A 20,113-nucleotide genomic window follows, 5' to 3' on the forward strand; every position below is an offset into this window, starting at 1 on the left:
GTTCACACGCCGATTTCTTCCATGAAATCTTCCATGAAACGCTGCAGACGCTCATGCCTGATCGCCGCCAACCGTGTCCCCGTGGCGGTCTGGAAACCCGAGGCCAGGTGCAGCAGTTTGGTCTGGAAATGATCGAGGCTGAAGCGTTGATCGTCATGCTCACGGTGCTGCGCCAGCGGATCGACCGGGTCGTACAGGCTATGCCCCAGGCGCCCGCCGACATAAAAGCAGCGCGCCACACCGACCATGCCAAGTGCGTCCAACCGATCGGCATCCTGCAGAATCCGGGCTTCGAGGGTGGTCGGGATGATCGCCGCCGAAAAGCTGTGGGCTTCGATGGCATGGGCGGTGGCGAATATCTTCTGCTCCGGCCAGCCCAGTTGCACCAGCAACGCCGAGGCTTTCTCCGCGGACAGGCGCGATGCCCGGGACCGCAGCGGTGAATCCTTCTCCACCGCCACGCAATCATGCAACAGCGTCGCGGCGATCAGGATGTCCAGGTCGCCGCCCTCCTCGCGCTGGATGGCACAGGCGTTTTTCCACACCCGATGGATATGCGACAAGTCATGGGAGCCATCACCCTGAACCACGGGCAGCAGATCCAGCAGGCGCTCGGCCAGGGATTGTCGGGGAGCAAAACACAGGGCAGTCATTCACAGGCCTCGAACTGGCATCGTCACAAGAGCGGGACTCTACCTTGATCGACAATCAGCGGCGAGTTACCGTCTGCTGCCCGACCACCCCGACCATTCTCCCTACGATACCCGAACCCGAGGACAGGCCATGGAATCACCCTTGCACCCCAGCGTGGGCCCGGCCCTCAGTTTCAATGGCGGCTTTGTCGACACCCTGGGCTTTCTCGCCCTGCAGGGCCTGTTTACCGCCCATGTCACCGGCAACTTCGTGACCCTGGGGGTGAGTATCGTCCATGGCACTTCCGGCGCCTTGCCCAAGCTGATCGCCCTGCCGGTATTCGTGCTGGTGGTGGGACTGACGCACCTGGCCGCCGTGGCGATCCATCGGCGCGGATGGGTGCCGCTGCGCCTGTTACTGATCGCCCATACCCTGATGCTGGCGGCCTTTGCCCTGCTGGCGATTGTCTGGGGGCCGTTTACCGATGGCGACAGCGCCACGGCGTTGATCACCGGCCTGACCGGAGTCACCGCCATGGCGATCCAGAACGCGATTTCCCGCCAGCATATGAAAGGCACGCCGCCCACCACGTTGATGACCGGCAACGTCACCCAGTTCGCCGTCGATGTATTTGCCCTGTGGAGCGAGCGCGACGACGCCCAACGGCTGATCATCAAGCAACGCCTGAAGCCGATCTGCACCATCATGCTGGGCTTTGCCCTCGGCTGTGTCGGCGCGGCCCTGCTCTACCTGGCCTGCGGCTTGTGGGCACTGATCCTGCCGGTACTGGTCGCCTTCGGAGTCTGCCTGCGGGTCTACCGCAGCGGCCAGCCTCAGGCGTAACACCCGCGCAGGTTCTTGCACTGCATCGCAAGGACCTGATCCCGCGCGCGCCCTCCTTTTGCACCCATCGACGGCCAGGTTCCTGGCCGTCTCGAAACCACCATGATGGCAAACTGGCATTCCAGCAAAACTCGACGATACTTGGTCGCGACCGGAAAACGCGGTCCCCCTCCTTTCCGAAATGGAGTTCGTCATGAAGTCGCAAGAACTGGAACTGGACGTTGCCGTAGTCGGCGGCGGAGTGTCGGGCACCTATAGCGCCTGGCGCCTGCAACAGACCCATGGCGATACGCAGAATATTGCCCTTTTCGAATACAGCGACCGCATCGGCGGCCGGCTCTTCAGCATCAATCTCCCGGGCCTGCCGAATGTGGTCGCCGAGGTCGGGGGCATGCGCTATATCCCCGGCAAGGACGGCCATGTGCTGGTGGATAACCTGGTCAAGCATCTCAAGCTGCCGAGCCAGGACTTTCCCATGGGCGCGCCCAAGCCGGTGTATTCGAAGAACAACCTGTTCTACCTGCGCGGCAAGCGCTTCCGTTACCGCGACTTCGTCGAGGCACCGGAAAAGATCCCCTATGACCTGGCCTGGTCGGAGCGTGGTTTCTGCCCCGAGGACCTGCAGGTCAAGGTGATGAACTACGTCTACCCCGGCTTCGACAAGCTCAGCCTGTGCCAGCAGATGCAGGTCAAGGTGTTCGGCAAGGAAATCTGGAAGTACGGTTTCTGGGACCTGCTGTACCGAGTGATGAGTAACGAAGGCTACCAGTTCATGAAGGACGCCGGCGGATATGACGCCAACGTCGCCAATGCCAGTGCGGTGACCCAGTTGCCGGCGACCGAATACAGCGATACCACCGAGTTCCTGACCCTGACCAAGGGGTTCCAGAGCCTGCCGCTGACCCTCGCCGCCAAGTTCGCCAAGCTGCCGGGCAAGCTGTCAGGCCAGCAGCGGGTGCAGATGAACCAGCGCCTGGCCAGCATCAGCTACGCCAAGGACGCCGACTTCCCCTATCGCCTGCATTTCCAGAACACCGTCAGCGTCGACGGCAACACCCGCGACAGTAGCGGCGGCCAGGTGGTCAAGGCGAAGAAAATCATCCTCGCCATGCCGCGCCGCGCACTGGAACTGATCGACTCGCCATTCTTCAGTGACCCGTGGCTCAAGGAAAACCTCGGCTCGGTGCTGGTGCAGTCGGCGTTCAAGCTGTTCCTGGCCTACGAGCAACCCTGGTGGCGTGCCCTCGGCCTGGTGGCCGGGCGTTCGGTCACCGACCTGCCGGTACGGCAGATCTACTACATGGGCACCGAATGCGAGCAGAAAGGCGGTGAACACACGCTCAACTCACTGCTGATGGCCTCCTATAACGACATCGGCACCGTGCCGTTCTGGAAAGGCCTGGAGGATGGCGCACCCTTTGTCGGCTTCACTCCGGCCAGCCTGACCGGCAAGCTCAAGGCCGAGCCGGTGGTGCCCAGGACCCAGTTCCCGGTCAGTGACGAAATGGTCCGGGTCGCGCAGATGCAGGTGACCCAGGTCCACGACCAGGTCGAACTGCCACGGCCCTATTCGGCGGTCTACCACGCCTGGGACAGCGACCCGTATGGCGGTGGCTGGCACGAGTGGAAGGCCAACTACCGGATCGATCGGATCATCTGTCGCATGCGCCACCCGGTGGAGCAACAACAGATCTATATCGTCGGCGAAGCCTATTCCATCGGCCAGGGTTGGGTCGAAGGCGCGGTCACCGTGGCCGAATCGACGCTGCAGGACTTCTTCGGCCTCAAGCGCCCGGCCTGGCTGCCCAAGGACTATGCCCTGCTGCCGGTACCGACACCCGACGGTTGCAACCTCGACCCGGACCATCCCCCGCCCTGCAAGGATTGCGCGAAGACCCTCAACGAAGTGACCGAGTTCGCGTACAAGGGGATCGATCATGGAAAAGACTGATGATTTCAGCGTCGCCGACTATTTGCTGGCGCGCCTCAAGGAACTGGGGGTGGACAAGGTCTTCCAGGTGCCCGGCGACTATGTCTCGAAGTTCATGGATGCCCTGGAGCGCGATCCGGATATCCGTCCCGTGGGTGAAATCAATGAAATGAGCGCCGCCTATGCCGCCGACGGCTACGCCCGCTACACGGGGATTGGCGCGGTCTCGCTGCAATATGGCGTCGGTACGTTCAGTGCGCTGAATGCCATTGCCGGCTCCTATGTGGAACGCAACCCGGTGGTGGTGATCAGCGCCAGCCCCAATGCGAAGAACCGCCAGCGGATCTGGTCCGAAGATGTCCTGTTCCATCACTCCACCGGCGACCTGGAGGTGGGCCGCAAGGTCTTCGAAAACGTCACCGTCGCCTGCGAGTTGCTCAGTGACCGCAAGACCGCCCCAGCCCTGATCGACAAGGCCCTGGTCGCCGCCATCAGCGAGCGGCGGCCGATCTATCTGGAAGCCTGGCAGAATGTCTGGGGCGGGTGCTGCGAGCGTCCGGTCGGCAGCCTGCTGCCGATACCGACGCGGTGCAACGAGACGTCCCTGAAAGCCGCGGTCGAGACCTCGGTGGAACGCCTGCGGGCAGCCAGCAAGCCGATCATCATGCTCGGTATCGAGATCGCCCGCTTCGGCCTGCAGCAACAGGCCCTGCACCTGATCGAAGCCAGCGGCCTGCCGTTCACCACGTCGCTGGAAGCCAAGACCGTTCTCGACGAAAGCCATCCGCAGTTTATCGGCACCTATGCCGGCACGGCATCGCTGCCACAGACCGAAGCCCTGATGGAGCAAACCGACTGCATCCTCGCCCTGGGGGTGATTTTCACCGACGATTACCTGCAACTGCTGGACAACCAGTTCGACAAGATCACCCTGGTCAACACCCAACTGGCCCGCACCGGTTTGCAGTACTACCCCCATGTACCGCTGCCCCAGTACCTGACGAAGCTGACCCGGGAACTGGGCCTGGACGACGAGTTCCCGCAACCACGGGTGGCCCGCGAGCCCGTGCCGGCGTTGTTGAGAACCACCCGTGAAGCCGACCCGCTGCTGGGCTACACGCGTTTTCTCGAAACCCTGGACAGTTTCGCCCGCACCCATGGCTGGTGGGAGACCGGCAGCCTGATCCTCGGCGAAAGTTCGTCGCTGTATGCCGCGAGCAATCTGATGGACATGCCCCGGAACAGCTTTGTCGCCGATGCGATCTGGGGCTCGCTTGGCCATGAGACCGGTTGTGCGCTGGGGGTAGCCATGGGCAGCGGCCGCCGGCCGTTCGTGGTGGCCGGTGACGGCGGCTTCATGATGATGTGCCAGTCGCTCTCGACCCTGGTGCGCAATCAGGTGAATGCCGTGGTGTTCGTCATGAGCAATGAGGTCTATGCCATCGAACAGGCGTTCGTGGACATCAAGGCGTTCACCGAAGACGGCGAGTTCGCCCCCTTCGATATCCTGCCGACCTGGGACTACCTGGCGCTGGCCAAGGGTTTCGGCGCCGAGGGTTATCGGGTCTCGACCCAGGACGAGCTGGACGAGCTGTTGCCGAAGTTGCTCGACAGTCGCAAGACCGTGCTGGTGCAGGTGGTCATTCCACAGAAGGACCTGGCGCCGCAGATTGCCCGTCTGGCCGGTTAGATAGCGTTCACCTTGAGGGTCCTTTCGCGGGCAAGCCCACTCCCACAGGTTTTGTGCCGTGCACAACATGTGTGTATCACTCAAATCACTGTGGGAGTGTGCTTGCCCGCGAAAGGCCGGCACATTCACCACAAAAACAACCGATGACACCCCGTTCGGAGTAACCGCTGCATGGAAGTCCGCAACCTGATCCGTCCGCCACTGATGGCGCTGCTCCTGCTGGCCGGCACAGCCCAGGCCCATAACATGAACCATGATGCCCCCGCAGAACCGAAAAGCTTCACTCCGGCCACGCCGGACGAACCCTACCTCGATGTGCTGCACGAGTGTGTCAGTGAACAGGACACCGACAAGGACCATCTGCTCTCGGGCCTGGGCGGCACCCGCTATCCGTTGGTCAGCTTCAAGGACCCCGACCAGGTCGAGGCCTTCTACAGCCAGGGCATGGCCTTGCAGTACGGTTTCAACTTTTCCGAGGCCATTCGCGCCTTCTATCAGGCCAGCCGTTTCGACGAAGGCGCCGCCATGCCGTACTGGGGCATCGCCCTGTCGGCCAACTCCAATATCAACAGCGATGCCACCACCGGCTGCGATCGCCTGGCCTATCGTTCGGCACAGATCGCCCGGGAAAACGCCAAGGCCCGTCTCAAGGACCCGGCCGGCAAGGAGCACTTCAGCGAACGGCAGTTGCAGCGCGAGGCCGACTACGCCGACGCATTCCTGACCCTCTACACGGTCACCAAGGACGGCAAGGTGTTCCTCGGCAAGGAAGGCAACCAACGCTACGCCGATGCCATGAAGGTCCTGTCGCAGACCTATTTCGACGATCTCGACGCCGCCACGCTGTATGCCGACGCTCTGCTCAACATCACTCCATGGAAATGGTGGAGCGGTGTCGAAGCGACCTCCGACAAGGTCGATCCCACTCACGATGCCTACGAGGCCTTGCAGGTGCTCAACCGGGTCCTGGTCCAGGACCAGTTCCATACTGGCGCCAATCACTTCTATATCCATGCGATAGAAGAGTCGCCCTTCCCCGGCAGCGGCCTGCCCATGGCCGATCGCTTCCGTGACCAGAACCCGGCGATCGGCCATCTGGTGCACATGGCTTCACATATCTACCAGCGTACCGGCAACAACGCCCTGGCCAGCGTCGCCAACTACACCGCGGTCTCGGTGGACCGTGCCTACACTCACCAGGTCAATCCGCAGAGTCCCTACCCGCTGCATTATCTGGGGCACAACATCCATTTCCTGATCTGGACCCTGTCCATCGAAGGTCGCCGGAACGAAGCCATGAACATGGCCGAGGAACTGGTGGAAAACACCACCCGCTACGCAGCGCTGGACTTCCTTTGCCGGCAGTATCCCAAGGAGATTCGCGTCAAGTCCGACTACTTCTATGCGGTGCCCTATTACTTTGCCGTGCGCTTCCAGGACTGGGACGCACTGAAGCGTATCGAGCCGAAAATCAAGGCCGGGCTGCAGACCATCAACGACACGTGCACTGCGGCCAACAAGGACAGCGAGACGAAATGGGAGCCCCTGACCAATCCTTACACCCAGGCCATGAAGGCCTATGCCGAGGCGTATCAGCAAGTGGCGAAACCAGGGCTGGACACTGCTGCCGCGCGTGATGCGCTCAAAGGTTACTGGCAGGCGGTCAATGCCAGCTTTAAGGACGCGCCGGATTTGAGCTACGGCAACAACAAGGCCATCGAGCTGCTCCGTATCGCCAACCTGATCCTGCTGAACAAGGCCCAGGACAGCAGCCAGGGCAAGCTTGACCTGATGGCGCTCAAGGAAGCGGCCGCACAGGTGCTCGCCAAGGATTCACCGCAGGCGCTGCTCACCGATCTCAAGGCCCTGCAGGGGGACAATAAGGCCCAGGTGCTCGATGCGTGGCGCAAGGCCGTCAATATTCAGGACAAACTGAGCTACAACGAGCCGCCGGACTGGTACTACACCCTGCGCGAGTCCCTGGGCTATGCACTGCTCGACCAGGGTCAGTCTGCCGACGCGGAGCGGGTGTTCCGCGAGGACCTGGCGGGCAATCGCCTCAGTGGTCGCTCGCTCAACGGCTTGAAACTCAGCCTGGAGAAACAGCCAGGGAAAAGCGTTCCGTCACTGCTCAATGAACAGTTGCAGACCGCCTGGCGCAACGCGACCATCAGTGCCGCGCCCTACTGACTATTTGCGCTTGTAGCTTTTACTGCCGCCGGGCGTCAGGCAATAGACCCCGCCCCGGGGCCCGGTGCAGTAACTGCCGCTGCCACACTGACAACCCTCGGCACTTTGCAGCAAGCCCTGTGGGCGCACCGGGCGGGCGTCCTCCCGGATGCCCAGCACTGCCGAGCAGTTTTTCTTCGAGCCACTGATCGAGCCGTCATTGCATAGGAAGGTCTCGCCATCACATCCGGCGATGCCTCCCTTACTGCCGGAACAGGGCGTATTGGCGGCCAGCAAGGTGCCGCTGCCCAGCAGCAGCACGACCAGCATGAGATGACGCAAACGGGAAAATACCGGGGAGCGCGAGGCACCATTCATAGGGACGCATCCTTGCAATAGATGGCCTTACGATATCACCTCTACATCAAGGCGCGCGCCTTCAACGCCCCGATCTCGGCCAAAAAAGGCCAGCGCCAGTGTGGAGGTCGGTTTTTCAGGAAACGTTCCAGCAGCATCCAGACCATGACCAATGCCATCAAGAGCAGGTGCCCTTGCTCCATCAACATGGGCAACAGCATCAATGCCCAGCACGAGCCCACACACCAGGAGCCGCTGACGCCTCCGAACCTCAGGCAGTCGGTGACAAAGCCGAAACCGAACGCCGAAATGCGTGGCTGGTGATGGCAGCGGTTCAGGCTATATTGTTTGGCGGGAGAGGCCTGCCACAACAGGCAGATCAACACCCCTCCCAGAAAAACACCCGAAGGTTCGATACCCAGCAGCACACGGGCGCTTACCACCAGGCTCAACAGCCCAGCACCCGCCAGGACCCAGACACTCCCGAAACCGGCCACGAACAGGCCCATCGCCTGCCAGCGCCTTCTCGACAGACTGGTCCGCCATAGATATTCCAGCGGATGCACCATCAACAAGGGCATCATCGCCACCAGCATCAGGCTCCAGCCACCCAGCAGCCGCCCCGGTGGGTTGAACAGCAAGGCCTGTTCAATACCCTGCCAACTGGCGGCATAGTCCAGGGATGGCCAGGTCCCGCAGAACGCCGGGACCGAAAGCACCTGTACGCCCCCCACCAACCAGCCCCAACCGGCCAGGCTGATCACGATCAGCCACGGCCGGCTGCCCCGGGTCAGGAAAAGCAGCAGATACTGCCTCATGCTCACTCGCCCTGACGGTAGAGACTCACTCGGCCAATCGTGATCTTGTCATCGGCATCGACAGGCGTGACGGGCACAAAACGCACATTCAACTTGCTCAGGTCCTGGACTCCGCCGAGATGCAGGGCATCCACCACCTCGGTGATATCCAATACCTGACTGACGCCATTGCCAGCATGATGACCGTCGGCCTGGCTGGCCTGCTCGACACCGAAGAGCGAGATCGTCCCGACATGCAACTCCGGATGCTCGTCGGGAATGGCGTTCGGGGCCAGATTGACGTAGACCTCAAACAGCGCCGAATCCTTGTTGCCACGGATATTCTCCAGATTCAGGAACACCCGATCCGGCAACGTCGGGACCGCCAGGGAAAAATTCGTGACCGATCTCAGGCTGTTCAGCACTTTCTGCGAGCCTGGTTTGTCCAGGTGCACGGAGGTGTCGACGCTACCACCGGAAAGGTTGAGCACCGAAGAGTTTGCACCGATCAGTTCGACATCGGTATCGCGGGTCATCAGCACCTCCGGGATCGGCGCTGCGATATTGGCACCAAGACTCAACAGACGGTGCTGGAACAGAAGGTGTTTTTCCTGCGGCGCGGTCGTGTCTTCATAGGTGTAGTCCAACTTGGACACAAGGGTACTCAGCACATCATGCACCTTGTATTTCCAAGGGGCGGCACCACCGGCCTGCGGCATGATGAAAGGTCGTCCGGCGTCTCGAGGACCGTTCACCCACTCCGGATTGGTGGTGTTGTGGTTACCGCCATAGGCCTTGAGCCAGACCTCCCAGAGCCGATCGATATTGGCGTGGTGCAACCAGAAAATCGGGTCCAGCGCCGCCGTGTTGGGCTTGCTCATCAAGCCATCGATTTTGCCTGAGCTGCCGCCCACGATACCGTGGACGTTGTTGTGCGGCTCGGATTCGAGACGTCCGTTGGCTACACCGTGTTGGATAAAGAACGATTCCGGCCCGCCGAAGCCGGGAGGAACACCGGTTTCAGAGCCAGCAAAGGTGTGATCGCGCAATGCGGTCAGTTGGATATATTTCGCCGGGACGACAATCGGGGTTTCATTCAACCCGTAGCGACGCTCGACATACAGCGGGTTATGCGCTCCGTCCGGCCAACTCGGCTGTGCGAAGCACTTCGGCAATTCCTGTGCCTGGGGACTGGCATTGTAGTTCCAGTAAGGCAGCGACCAGTCGGCCGGCCCCTTGAGGTCGACGACCGTGGCGCGCACGATTTGCTCGAACGCGGCCAGATAACCCCGGTGCCAGGGCAGGAAATACCAATTCTGGTGCTGACACTGGTTCCAGTAGAGATCCTGCTCCGCTTGCGGCGGAAACTGCGTCTGAGCAGTCACATAACCGGCACCTTCCCACAGCGACCGGGTGATGCCATGCATCGCTGCCAGGAACAGCCAACTGGTAGGATCGGTGATCGGTTTTTTACGCAACGCTTCAACCGCACGGGCATACCACAACAAGGTGTCGTTCCAGCCCGGCTCCAGCTTCCATACATCGCGACGTACATGTGCCATGGTCGATCTCCCTGAAAGTCCATCGGGCCGGGGACAGGCTGGCCCGAGAGCAACAGTAGACCAGATGATGTCAATCTGCCTTGAGCGCGCCGATGAACCAGACCGGCGGTCCCCGCGGCACATCAGACGCCCGGCGACCTCAACCCGGCATGCACTGGAAGTCGCCGGTGTCCGCCACTTCCTTGCCATGGGAATCCATCAGCCGTGCGCTGACTTCCTGGCCCAGGCTTGATTCCACCAGTTTGTAGTGCTCGCCGGCCTTGAACTGGTTGTAGGAGACCTGCCCCGAGCAGTCTTCCTGGTTGGCGTCGCCCGTGGGGATCTCCACCAGCATCACATCAAGCTTGTGCGCGCCAGGACTCACCTGGAAATAACGCCCGTCATCGATCGACTTGCCATCGACCTTCTCCGCCAGCAGGTCATTTGGCGTTTCCTGCTGCAGTCCGATCCAGGCCTGGTTCGGATCGGCCTTGGGCATGGGGCCGGCACAGGCCGACAGGAGGAAAGCCAGACCCAGGGTTGGCAGCAACATCAGGGGCTTGAGTGTCATGACGCATCACCTCGAAAAAAGGAAAATTCCTGACTCAGATACAGGAGAACAGGTGGGACTCGGCCACTTGCTTGCCGTGGTCGTTCATCAGTACCGCGCCGACGTCGGTGCCCGAGCCCGACTCCACCAGGTGGTACTGCCGACCGGCCTTGAACTGGTCGTACACCACGTTCCCGGAGCACTCGGGCTGGTCGTCGTCACCGTTGGCGCCCTGGATCAGGGTCACTTCCAGGTTGTGCTTGCCCGGCGTCACTTCGAAGTAGCGGCCGTCATCCACCCGCTTGCCATCCACGCGCTCGGCCAGCAAGTCGTCGCTGGACTCGCCCTGCAGCCCGATCCAGGCCTGGCTCGGGTCGGCCTTGGGTACGGGACCGGCGCAGGCGGACAGCAGGCAAACCAGGCCGAGGGTCGGGATCAGCATCAGCGGCTTAAGTGTCATCGTATGAATTCCTCTCACATTGATCTGTTGTTTTCATGGACGGGATGGCCGTCGAATCGAGGTCAAGAGTGGCGAGGCAGAGCGTTTTGAACAAATGAATAGAGATGAAGGGAATTTCAGTCCTTATCTAAAAGATCCTTCATGTTGGTGAAAGCCAAACGTTAAGTTCCAGCGGCAAGACTGCCGGGGTCTGCAATTCCACTCTCCGGAGGTTCAACGCATGCTCGGGCTGGTAAAGACCGCATTGCTCAAGCCGTACACGTTTATCGTGTTGGCGATTTTCATCTGCATCATCGGGCCATTGGCGGCCCTGCGTACCCCCACCGACGTGTTTCCCGACATCGGTATCCCGGTGGTCGCGGTGGTCTGGCAGTACAACGGCCTGTCCCCCGAAGACATGGCCGGCCGGGTGATCTACACCTACGAACGCTCCCTGAGCACCACGGTCAACGATATCGAACATATCGAGTCGCAATCGCTGCCGGGCATGGGCATCGTCAAGATTTTCTTTCAACCGGGAGTGGACATCCGCACCGCCAACGCCCAGGTGACGGCGGTCTCGCAGACCGTGCTGAAGCAGATGCCACCGGGTATCACCCCGCCGCTGATCCTCAACTACAGCGCCTCGACGGTGCCGATCCTGCAGATGGCGTTTTCCAGCCCGACCCTGTCGGAAGCAAGGATCCGCGACCTGGTGCAGAACAATATCCGCCTGCCGCTGACCGCTGTTCCGGGCCTGGCGATCCCCACGCCGATGGGCGGCAAGCAACGCCAGATCACCCTCGACCTCGATCCCCAGGCGCTGGCCGCCAAGGGCCTGTCGGCCCAGGACGTGGGCAATGCGCTGGCGGCGCAGAACCAGATCATTCCGGTGGGTACCGCCAAACTCGGCCCCTACGAATACACGGTACTGCTGAACAACAGCCCGAAAGTCATCGAGGAACTCAACGACCTGCCGATCAAGACCGTCGACGGTGCCCTGATCACCATCGGCCAGGTCGCCCACGTGCGTGACGGTTCGCCACCGCAAACCAATATCGTGCGGGTCGACGGCCGCCGCGCGGTACTGATGCCGGCGATGAAGAACGGCAATATCTCCACCCTGTCGATCGTCGACGGCATCCGCAACATGCTGCCGCTGATCAACGAAACCCTGCCGCCGGAACTCAAGACCTCACTGCTCGGCGACGCCTCGGTGTTCGTCAAGCAGTCGGTGGGCAGCGTCGCCCGTGAAGGGATCATCGCCGCCCTGCTGACCAGTGCGATGATCCTGCTGTTCCTCGGCAGCTGGCGCTCGACCCTGATCATCGCCGCTTCGATTCCCCTGGCGGTGCTCTCGGCCATTGCCCTGCTCGCGGCCACCGGCCAGACCCTCAACGTCATGACCCTGGGCGGGCTGGCGCTGGCGGTGGGGATCCTGGTGGACGATGCCACGGTGACCATCGAGAACATCAACTGGCACCTGGAACAGGGCAAGGCGGTGAAGGATGCGATCCTCGATGGGGCCAGGCAGATCGTCGGCCCGGCCTTCGTCTCGCTGCTGTGTATCTGCATCGTGTTCGTGCCGATGTTCATGCTCCAGGGCATCGCCGGTTTCCTGTTCCGGCCGATGGCCCTGGCGGTGATCTTCGCCATGGCCTCCTCCTTCTTCCTGTCGCGAACCCTGGTGCCAACCCTGGCGATGTTCCTGCTCAAGCCCCATGTCGTCGAGGGCGGTACCGGCCATCATCCGGAAGATGAGTTCATCAACCATCACGAAGGCGAGCAGCACGCTCGCCAGCGCAATGCCCTGCTGCAGGGCGTGCTGAATTTCCAGCAGGGTTTCGAACGCGGCTTCTCCGCGGTACGGGACGTCTATCACGGCCTGCTGACCCTCGCCCTGGGCTGCCGCAAGCGTTTCCTGCTGGGCTTCCTGGCTTGCGTCCTGGCCTCCTTCGCCTTGCTGCCGAGCCTGGGCCAGGATTTCTTCCCGGCCACCGACGCCGGTGCCCTGGCGCTGCATGTACGCCTGCCGCTGGGCACGCGGATCGAGGAAAGCGCGGCGGCCTTCGACCGTATCGAGGCGCGGATCCGCGAGATCATTCCCGCCGAGGAACTGGACAATATCGTCGACAACATCGGTATCCCGCTGAGCGGCATCGACATGGCCTACAGCAGCAGCGGCACCATCGGCCCGCAGGACGGCGATATCCAGGTCACCCTCAAGGCCGATCACCAGCCGACCGCCGACTACGTGAAGAAACTGCGCAGCGCCCTGCCGGAAAGCTTCCCCGGCAGCCACTTCGCCTTCCTCCCGGCGGACATCAGCAGCCAGATCCTCAACTTCGGTGCCCCGGCGCCGCTGGACGTGAAGATCTCCGGGCGCAGTGCCGAGGAGAACCGGGTATTCGCCCTCGAACTGCAACGACGCCTGCAACATGTGCCGGGCATCGCCGACCTGCGCATCCAGCAGTCGGTGGGTTACCCGTCGCTGCAGGTCAAGGTCGACCGGATGCGCGCCAAGGGCCTGGGTATCACCGAGCGTGACGTGACCAACAGCATGGTCGCCTCCCTGGCCGGCAGTTCCCAGGTGGCACCGACCTTCTGGCTCAACCCGGCCAACGGCGTGTCCTACGGCGTGGTCGCGGCCACCCCGCAATATCGCCTCGACAGCCTGCCGTCGCTGGAAGCCTTGCCGGTCACCGGCAGTAACGGCCAGTCGCAGATCCTCGGTGGCCTGGCGACCATCAGCCGGGTGCAAAGCCCGGCGGTGGTCACCCACTACAACATCCAGCCGACCCTGGATATCTACGCCAGCGTCCAGGGCCGTGACCTCGGTTCGGTGGCCCATGACATCCAGAAGATCCTCGACGATGCCTCATCGCTGCGACCCAAGGGCGCGATTGTCAGCCTGCACGGCCAGATCGATGCCCTGCATGAAGCCTTCAGCGGCCTGAGCTTCGGCCTGCTCGGCGCCGTGGTGCTGATCTACCTGCTGATCGTGGTCAATTTCCAGTCCTGGGTCGACCCGTTCGTGATCATCACCGCCCTGCCCGCCGCCCTGGCCGGGATCGTCTGGATGCTGTTCCTCAGCGGCACCTCGCTGTCGGTGCCGGCATTGACCGGGGCCATCCTGTGCATGGGCGTGGCGACCGCCAACTCGATCCTGGTGGTGAGTTTCTGCCGCGAACGCCTGGCCGAGCACGGCGATGCCCTCAAGGCGGCGCTGGAAGCCGGCTACACCCGCTTCCGCCCGGTGTGCATGACCGCCCTGGCGATGATCATCGGCATGTTGCCGCTGGCCATTTCCGAAGAACAGAACGCCCCTCTCGGACGCGCCGTCATCGGCGGTCTGATCCTTGCGACCACTGCCACTCTATTGTTCGTCCCCGTGGTGTTCAGCCTGGTGCACGGACGTCACCCTACTCGCGCCGTTGCTGGAGAAAGTACCCATGACTGATCGCCAACCCTCAGGCAAACGCCTGCTCTACATGGGCGTCGGCGGCCTGACCCTGGCCGCCCTGCTGGTGGCCAACGGGATTGCCGCGCGAACCCGCCATGAACAGGCGGTGACCGCCTGGACCGAAACCGCCGCGGTGCCCATGGTCAGCGTATTCCAACCCAAACAGAATGCCGCAGGCGACACCCTGCGCCTGCCCGCCCACCTCGAAGCCTGGAGCAAGGCGCCGATCCATGCGCGGGTCAGCGGTTACCTGAAGGACTGGAACAGCGATATCGGCAGCCAGGTCCAGGCCGGCCAGGTGCTGGCGCGGATCGACAGCCCGGACCTCGACCAGCAGGTCGCCCAGGCCCATGCCCATATGCTCCAGGAACAGGCCAATGCGCGCCTCGCGCAGACCACCGCGACCCGCTGGAAAAACCTGGTGAGTACCCACTCGGTCTCGCAACAGGAGGCCGACGAAAAGAGCTCCAATGCCGCCGCCGCCCAGGCCAATGCCGAAGCCGCCCAGGCCGACTACGCGCGGCTCTCGGCGCTGGAGGACTACAAGACCATCCGCGCACCGTTCGCCGGCACCATTACCGCGCGCAACACCGATATCGGCCAACTGATCAAGGCCGACAGTGACAGCGATCCGGAGCTGTTCGATATCGCCGACACCCATCAGTTACGCCTCTACGTGCCCATCCCGCAGAACTACGCCAGCGTGATTCATCCAGGGCTGCAGGTGCAGTTGAGCGTACCGGAACATCCAGGCAAGACCTTTACCGCGCGCCTGGTGGGCAACTCGACCGCCGTCGACTCGCGCTCCGGCACCCTGCTGGCGCAGTTTGTCGCCGACAATCCGGACAACGCCCTGCTGCCCGGCGACTACGCCGAAGCGACCATCCCGATCCCGGCCGACACCCATGGCGTGAGCATTCCCGCCAGCGCCCTGATCTTCCGTGCCGCCGGTACCCAGGTGGCGGTCATGGACGCGCGGCAGCATGTGCACCTGCGCGATATCCATATCGGCCTCGACCTGGGTGAACGCCTGGTGATCGACCAGGGCCTGAAGCCCGCCGACACCGTGATCGACAACCCGCCGGATGCGCTACGCGAAGGCGACCAGGTGAAGCTTGCCGACGCCGGAGGCCAGCATGTCCCCAAGGCTTAAGCGCAGCGCCTGGCTGCTGTTGATCGCCAGCTTGCAGGGCTGTTCGCTGGCCCCGACCTACAAGCCGCCGCAGATCGACCTGCCGGAACACTACCGCGAGCAGACCAGCGACGGCCCATGGCATCTGGCCCAGCCTGGCAATCAGTTGGCCGAGCAATGGTGGCTGCTGTTCCAGGATGAGCACCTGAACGACCTGCAGCAACGGCTGCTCAAGGCCAACCCGGACCTCGCCGCCGCCCTCGCTCACTATGACGGCGCCCAGGCCTACGCCAGCCAGCTGCATGCCGGACTGTTCCCGCAGATCACCGCCAGCGCGCAACCCGCACGCCAGCGGCAGTCGGACACCCGGCCGTTGCGCGGCAGTACCCAGCCGTCGGTGTACAACAGCAACACGGCGGGTTTCGCGCTGAACTTCGATCTCGACCTGTGGGGCCGGATCCGCAACCAGGTTGCCGCCGGCGATGCCCAGGCCCAGGCGTCGGGCGACGACCTGGCGGTGGCCCGACTGAGCCTGCAACAGCAACTGGCGACCCTGTATATCCAGCTCAACGGCCTGGATGCCCAGAGCCGGATTCTCTCCAGCTCGCTGGACGACTACAGCCAGGCGTTGCAACTGACCCGTGATCGGTATGAGGGCAAGATCGCCTCCGAACTGGACCTGACCCGCGCCCAGAGCCAACTGGCCGAGGCCGAGGCGCAACTGGATGAAGTGCGCGGGCAGCGCAACCTGGCCGAACATGCGATTGCCGAGCTGGTGGGTGAATCGGCGAGTGAGTTCCAGTTGGCGCCAACCGTGCAGATACTGGCGATTCCCAAAGTGCCGGGCGCGCTGCCCAGCAACCTGTTGCAGCGCCGCGCGGATATCGCAGCCGCCGAACGCCGGGTGTTTTCCGCCAACGCCGGGATCGGCGTGGCCAAGGCGGCGTGGTACCCGGATTTCAGCCTGACCGGCCTGCTTGGCGGACAGACCCAGGGGGTCGGCAACCTGCTGTCGGCGGGCAATCGCTATTGGGCACTGGGGCCGCTGGTCAACCTGCCGATCTTCGACGGCGGTCGTATCGATGCCCAGGAACAACAGGCCAAGGCCGAGTTCGAGGAAGCTTCGGCGCAGTACCGCAGTCATGTGCTGCGAGCGGTACGGGAAGTCGAGGACAACCTGGCGCAACTGCGTGACCTGCAACAGGAGGCCCAGGATGAACAGGCCGCCGTGAACGCCGCGCAGAACACCCAGACCCTGGCGATGAACAGCTACCAGGCCGGGGCCGTGAACTACCTCGACGTGGTCACCGCGCAAACCGCCGCCTTGCAGGCGCAGCGGCAGTTGCAGGCGCTGCAGACCCGACAGTTGCAGGCCAGCGTGGGGTTGATGGTCGCGCTGGGAGGGGGTTGGAAACCGGAGGCCTGAACCGATCGTTCCCACGCTCCGGAAGTTGATCGTTCCCACGCTCCAGCGTGGGAATGCAGCCCGTGACGCTCTGCGTCACAACAGCGGACGCAGAGCGTCCAGAGAGGCATTCCTTTGCTGCGCATGGGAACGATCATCATCGACGGTCTGTCAGGCCGCCAGCTTGCCGCCGGCAATCGCCTCGGATGCCGCCAGCATCGCCCGTAGCAATACCGCACAGCCCGCCGCCAGGTCCTTGGGATCGGCATTCTCGATTTCGTTGTGACTGATCCCGCCCTCGCACGGCACGAAGATCATCCCCGCCGGCCCCAGTTCCGCCAGGAAGATCGCATCATGCCCCGCGCCACTGACGATATTCATGTGCGACAGCCCCAACCCCTCGGCCGCATTGCGTACCGCCTCGACACAGCCCTTGTCGAAATACAGCGGCGGGAAATCCGCGGTCGGCGTCAGTTCGAAGCTCAGCCCATGCTCGCCGCAGGTGTTATCGATGACCTGCCTGACCTCGGCGATCATCGAATCCAGGCGCGCCGGCTCCAGATGCCGGAAGTCCAGGGTCATGCGCACTTCCCCCGGGATCACATTGCGCGAGCCCGGATACGCCTGCAGGCAGCCGACGGTGCCGCAGGCATGGGGCTGGTGTCCCAGGGCTGCGCGATTGACCGCCGCCACCACGGCGGCCGCACCGACCAGGGCATCCTTGCGCAGGTGCATCGGCGTCGGCCCGGCATGGGCCTCGACGCCCTTGAGTTTGAGGTCGAACCACTTCTGGCCAAGCGCCCCGAGCACCACGCCAATGGTCTTGCGCTCATCCTCAAGGATCGGCCCCTGCTCGATATGCGCCTCGAAATAGGCGCCCACCGCATGCCCGGTCGCCGCACGCGGACCGGCATAACCGATGGCATCCAGGGCCTCGCCCACGGTGATCCCCTCGGCATCGGTCTTGGCCAGGGTTTCCTCGAGGGTGAATTTTTCCGCGAATACTCCGGAGCCCATCATGCAGGGTGGGAACCGCGAACCCTCCTCGTTGGTCCAGACCACCACTTCCAGCGGCGCCTCGGTTTCGATGCCGAGGTCATTGAGCGTGCGCAGCACTTCCACCCCGGCCAGCACGCCGAAACAGCCGTCGAACTTGCCGCCGGTGGGCTGAGTGTCGATATGGCTACCGGTCATCACCGGCGGCAGTTGCGGATTGCGCCCCGGTCGACGGGCGAAGATATTGCCCACCGTATCGACACTCACCGTACAGCCGGCGTCCTTGCACCAGCCAACGAAAATATCCCGGGCCTGGCGATCGAGGTCGGTCAGGGCCAGGCGACAGACACCGCCCTTGACCGTCGCGCCAAGCTGCGCCAGTTCCATGAGCGATTGCCACAGGCGTTCACTGTTGATGTGCTGATGGTCGGACTGCAGAACGTGGGTCAACGCGTTCATGATGATCTCCTCAGACAGTTCCTGTTGTTTCCCGATCGCTCCCGTGCCAGGGATGGGGACGTCGGCCTGGACGCTCCGCGCCCACCTTTTTCGGGAGTATCAGACCGATGGCTTGGCGGCCACCACGGCCTTGCCGCTGCCCAGCCGGCACAACCCGTAATACAGCACGCCACCCAGCGCCGAGCCGGTGAACCAGCCGTAGTCGTAGAACCAGCTGAACGCGCTGCTGCCCAGGGACATCAGGGTCAGCGCCACCGGTACGCCGAAGGCCAGGAAACCGTTCCAGTTCCACGCCGGGTAGACATCGTCACGGTACAAACCGGCCAGGTCCAGGCGCTGCTGCTTGATGATGAAATAGTCCACTACCATGATCCCGGCAATCGGCCCGAGCAGGCTCGAGTAGCCCAGCAGCCAGTTGGAGTAGACCGTCTCCAGGCTCACATCGGAGACCAGCAGGCCGAGCTTTTTCAGCAGTTCATGGCCCATCAGCAGCAACCCCACCAGGCCGGTCAGCATCACCGCGGTGGTCCGATTGATCAGCTTGGGGGCAATATTCTGGAAGTCATTGGTGGGCGAGACGATGTTCGCCGCCGTGTTGGTGGACAAGGTGGCGATGATGATCAGGGCCATCGCCAGGGCAACCCAGACCGGGCTCTGGATATGCCCGATCAGGCTGACCGGATCGGACACCGTCTGCCCTACCAGCGACGCCGAGGCCGCCGTCATCACCACGCCGAGCGCGGCGAACAGGAACATCGTCAATGGCAGGCCGAGAATTTGCCCGACGATCTGGTCCTTCTGGCTTTTCGCGTAACGACTGAAGTCGGGAATGTTCAGCGAGAGGGTCGCCCAGAAGCCGACCATCGCCGTCAATCCGGCAAAGAAGTAGCCGTAGACGCTGGCGCCTTCAGGCCGCTTGGGCGGCTGGGCGAGCAACTCGGTCAGGGAAATGTGTGGCAAGGCCCACACCAGCAACCCCAGGCCGACCAGCACCAACAGCGGTGCCGAAAGGGTTTCCAGCCACTTGATCGACTCCGCCCCGCGCAGCACCACCCACAGGTTCAGGCACCAGAAGATCATGAAGCCGATCACCTCGCCGGTGCCGCCCAGGGACTTCCAGCCATCGAAGATCGAGCCCAGGAACAGGTGGATCGCCAGCCCGCCGAACATCGTCTGGATGCCAAACCAGCCGCAGGCCACCAGGGCGCGGATCAGGCACGGCACGTTGGAGCCGATCACCCCGAAGGACGAACGCAACAGCACCGGAAATGGAATGCCGTACTTGGTCCCGGCAAAGGCATTGAGGGTCAGGGGAATCAGCACCACGATATTGGCCAGCAGGATCGCCAGCAGCGCCTCACCCACCGTCAGCCCGAAATACGCGGTGAGGACACCGCCCAGGGTGTAGGTCGGCACGCAGATCGACATGCCGATCCACAAGGCGGTGATATGCCACTGGTTCCAGGTGCGCTCGTGCACCTTGGTCGGGGCGATGTCGTGGTTGTAACGGGGACTGTCAAGGACGTCGTTACCGGCTTCCAGCTCATACAAGCCATCACGCTCGGTCACTTGCGATCGGTTCTGTTGCATTGGCCGCTCCACTGTTGTTCTGATTTTTTAGTGTGTCGTCGGCGGCACTCAATAAGCGTGCCGGGTTCTCTGAAAACCTGCCCAATCGATCGGCAAAACAGTTACAACACGCTGACTTT

Annotated in this window: 15 protein-coding genes; 7 read left to right on the forward strand and 8 right to left on the reverse strand. The window is 62.8% G+C overall.

The genetic code is table 11. The features are described 5' to 3' along the window. Nucleotides 1-2: 2 nt before the first annotated feature. Entirely contained in the window at nt 3-653 is a 651-nt protein-coding gene (locus HX851_RS43050; protein ID WP_177064059.1) for an HD domain-containing protein, read from the reverse strand. A gap of 130 nt (nt 654-783) precedes the next feature. On the opposite strand from HX851_RS43050, the gene HX851_RS43055 reads away from it, so the two are divergent. The 4 genes from HX851_RS43055 to HX851_RS43070 all read left to right on the forward strand — a co-directional run bounded on the left by HX851_RS43055 (nt 784) and on the right by HX851_RS43070 (nt 7,286). Continuing rightward, a complete protein-coding gene (locus HX851_RS43055; protein ID WP_177061610.1) occupies nt 784-1,476 on the forward strand; it encodes a YoaK family protein in 693 nt (230 codons plus the stop codon). Nucleotides 1,477-1,669: 193 nt separating this feature from the next. Next, the gene (locus HX851_RS43060; RefSeq protein ID WP_177064060.1) at nt 1,670-3,427 is read left to right on the forward strand and encodes a flavin monoamine oxidase family protein; all 1,758 of its coding nucleotides are present in this window, start codon (nt 1,670-1,672) and stop codon (nt 3,425-3,427) included. After that, entirely contained in the window at nt 3,414-5,096 is a 1,683-nt protein-coding gene (locus HX851_RS43065; RefSeq protein ID WP_177064061.1) for an alpha-keto acid decarboxylase family protein, read from the forward strand. The genes HX851_RS43060 and HX851_RS43065 overlap by 14 nt, the downstream gene beginning before the upstream one ends. A 171-nt stretch (nt 5,097-5,267) precedes the next feature. Further along, nucleotides 5,268-7,286, forward strand: coding sequence for a hypothetical protein (locus HX851_RS43070; protein WP_177064062.1), 2,019 nt, complete (start codon nt 5,268-5,270; stop codon nt 7,284-7,286). On the opposite strand, the gene HX851_RS43075 is transcribed toward HX851_RS43070, so the two are convergent. From HX851_RS43075 to HX851_RS43095, 5 genes are all read right to left on the reverse strand, one after another. Next, nucleotides 7,287-7,595, reverse strand: coding sequence for a YdcA family protein (locus HX851_RS43075; protein ID WP_177064101.1), 309 nt, complete (start codon nt 7,593-7,595; stop codon nt 7,287-7,289). It lies immediately after the preceding gene. An 89-nt stretch (nt 7,596-7,684) separates the two neighbouring features. Continuing rightward, entirely contained in the window at nt 7,685-8,440 is a 756-nt protein-coding gene (locus tag HX851_RS43080) for a copper chaperone (RefSeq protein ID WP_177061603.1), read from the reverse strand. A 2-nt stretch (nt 8,441-8,442) separates the two neighbouring features. After that, nucleotides 8,443-9,927 carry a tyrosinase family protein gene (locus HX851_RS43085; RefSeq protein WP_177064063.1) on the reverse strand — a complete coding sequence of 495 codons (1,485 nt, stop codon included), beginning with the start codon at nt 9,925-9,927 and terminating at the stop codon, nt 8,443-8,445. Between the two features lie 193 nt (nt 9,928-10,120). After that, complete coding sequence (locus HX851_RS43090; protein WP_177061599.1) at nt 10,121-10,531, reverse strand: PA0061/PA0062 family lipoprotein; 411 nt, start codon at nt 10,529-10,531, stop codon at nt 10,121-10,123. Nucleotides 10,532-10,565: 34 nt separating this feature from the next. After that, nucleotides 10,566-10,970: a PA0061/PA0062 family lipoprotein gene (locus HX851_RS43095; RefSeq protein WP_177061597.1), complete on the reverse strand. Its 405-nt coding sequence runs from the start codon at nt 10,968-10,970 to the stop codon at nt 10,566-10,568. Between the two features lie 220 nt (nt 10,971-11,190). Here HX851_RS43095 and HX851_RS43100 point away from each other — a divergent pair, with 220 nt between their 5' ends. The 3 genes from HX851_RS43100 to HX851_RS43110 are packed head-to-tail and all read left to right on the forward strand — an operon-like array spanning nt 11,191 to nt 16,970. Then, entirely contained in the window at nt 11,191-14,409 is a 3,219-nt protein-coding gene (locus HX851_RS43100; protein WP_177064064.1) for an efflux RND transporter permease subunit, read from the forward strand. Beyond that, nucleotides 14,402-15,565 (forward strand): efflux RND transporter periplasmic adaptor subunit, encoded by a 1,164-nt coding sequence (locus HX851_RS43105; protein ID WP_177061592.1) that lies wholly within the window; start codon nt 14,402-14,404, stop codon nt 15,563-15,565. Before HX851_RS43100 ends, HX851_RS43105 begins: the two co-directional genes overlap by 8 nt. Further along, the gene (locus tag HX851_RS43110) at nt 15,549-16,970 is read left to right on the forward strand and encodes an efflux transporter outer membrane subunit (RefSeq protein ID WP_177064065.1); all 1,422 of its coding nucleotides are present in this window, start codon (nt 15,549-15,551) and stop codon (nt 16,968-16,970) included. The genes HX851_RS43105 and HX851_RS43110 overlap by 17 nt, the downstream gene beginning before the upstream one ends. A gap of 150 nt (nt 16,971-17,120) precedes the next feature. Here the strand turns inward: HX851_RS43110 and HX851_RS43115 are convergent, their stop codons facing one another. Then, nucleotides 17,121-18,404 (reverse strand): Zn-dependent hydrolase, encoded by a 1,284-nt coding sequence (locus tag HX851_RS43115; protein ID WP_177061588.1) that lies wholly within the window; start codon nt 18,402-18,404, stop codon nt 17,121-17,123. Nucleotides 18,405-18,503: 99 nt separating this feature from the next. Beyond that, nucleotides 18,504-19,994, reverse strand: a complete 1,491-nt coding sequence (locus HX851_RS43120) for an NCS1 family nucleobase:cation symporter-1 (protein ID WP_177064066.1) — start codon at nt 19,992-19,994, stop codon at nt 18,504-18,506. Between the last annotated feature and the right edge of the window lie 119 nt (nt 19,995-20,113).

Source organism: Pseudomonas gingeri, from assembly GCF_013385635.1.
Taxonomy (GTDB): domain Bacteria; phylum Pseudomonadota; class Gammaproteobacteria; order Pseudomonadales; family Pseudomonadaceae; genus Aquipseudomonas; species Aquipseudomonas gingeri_A.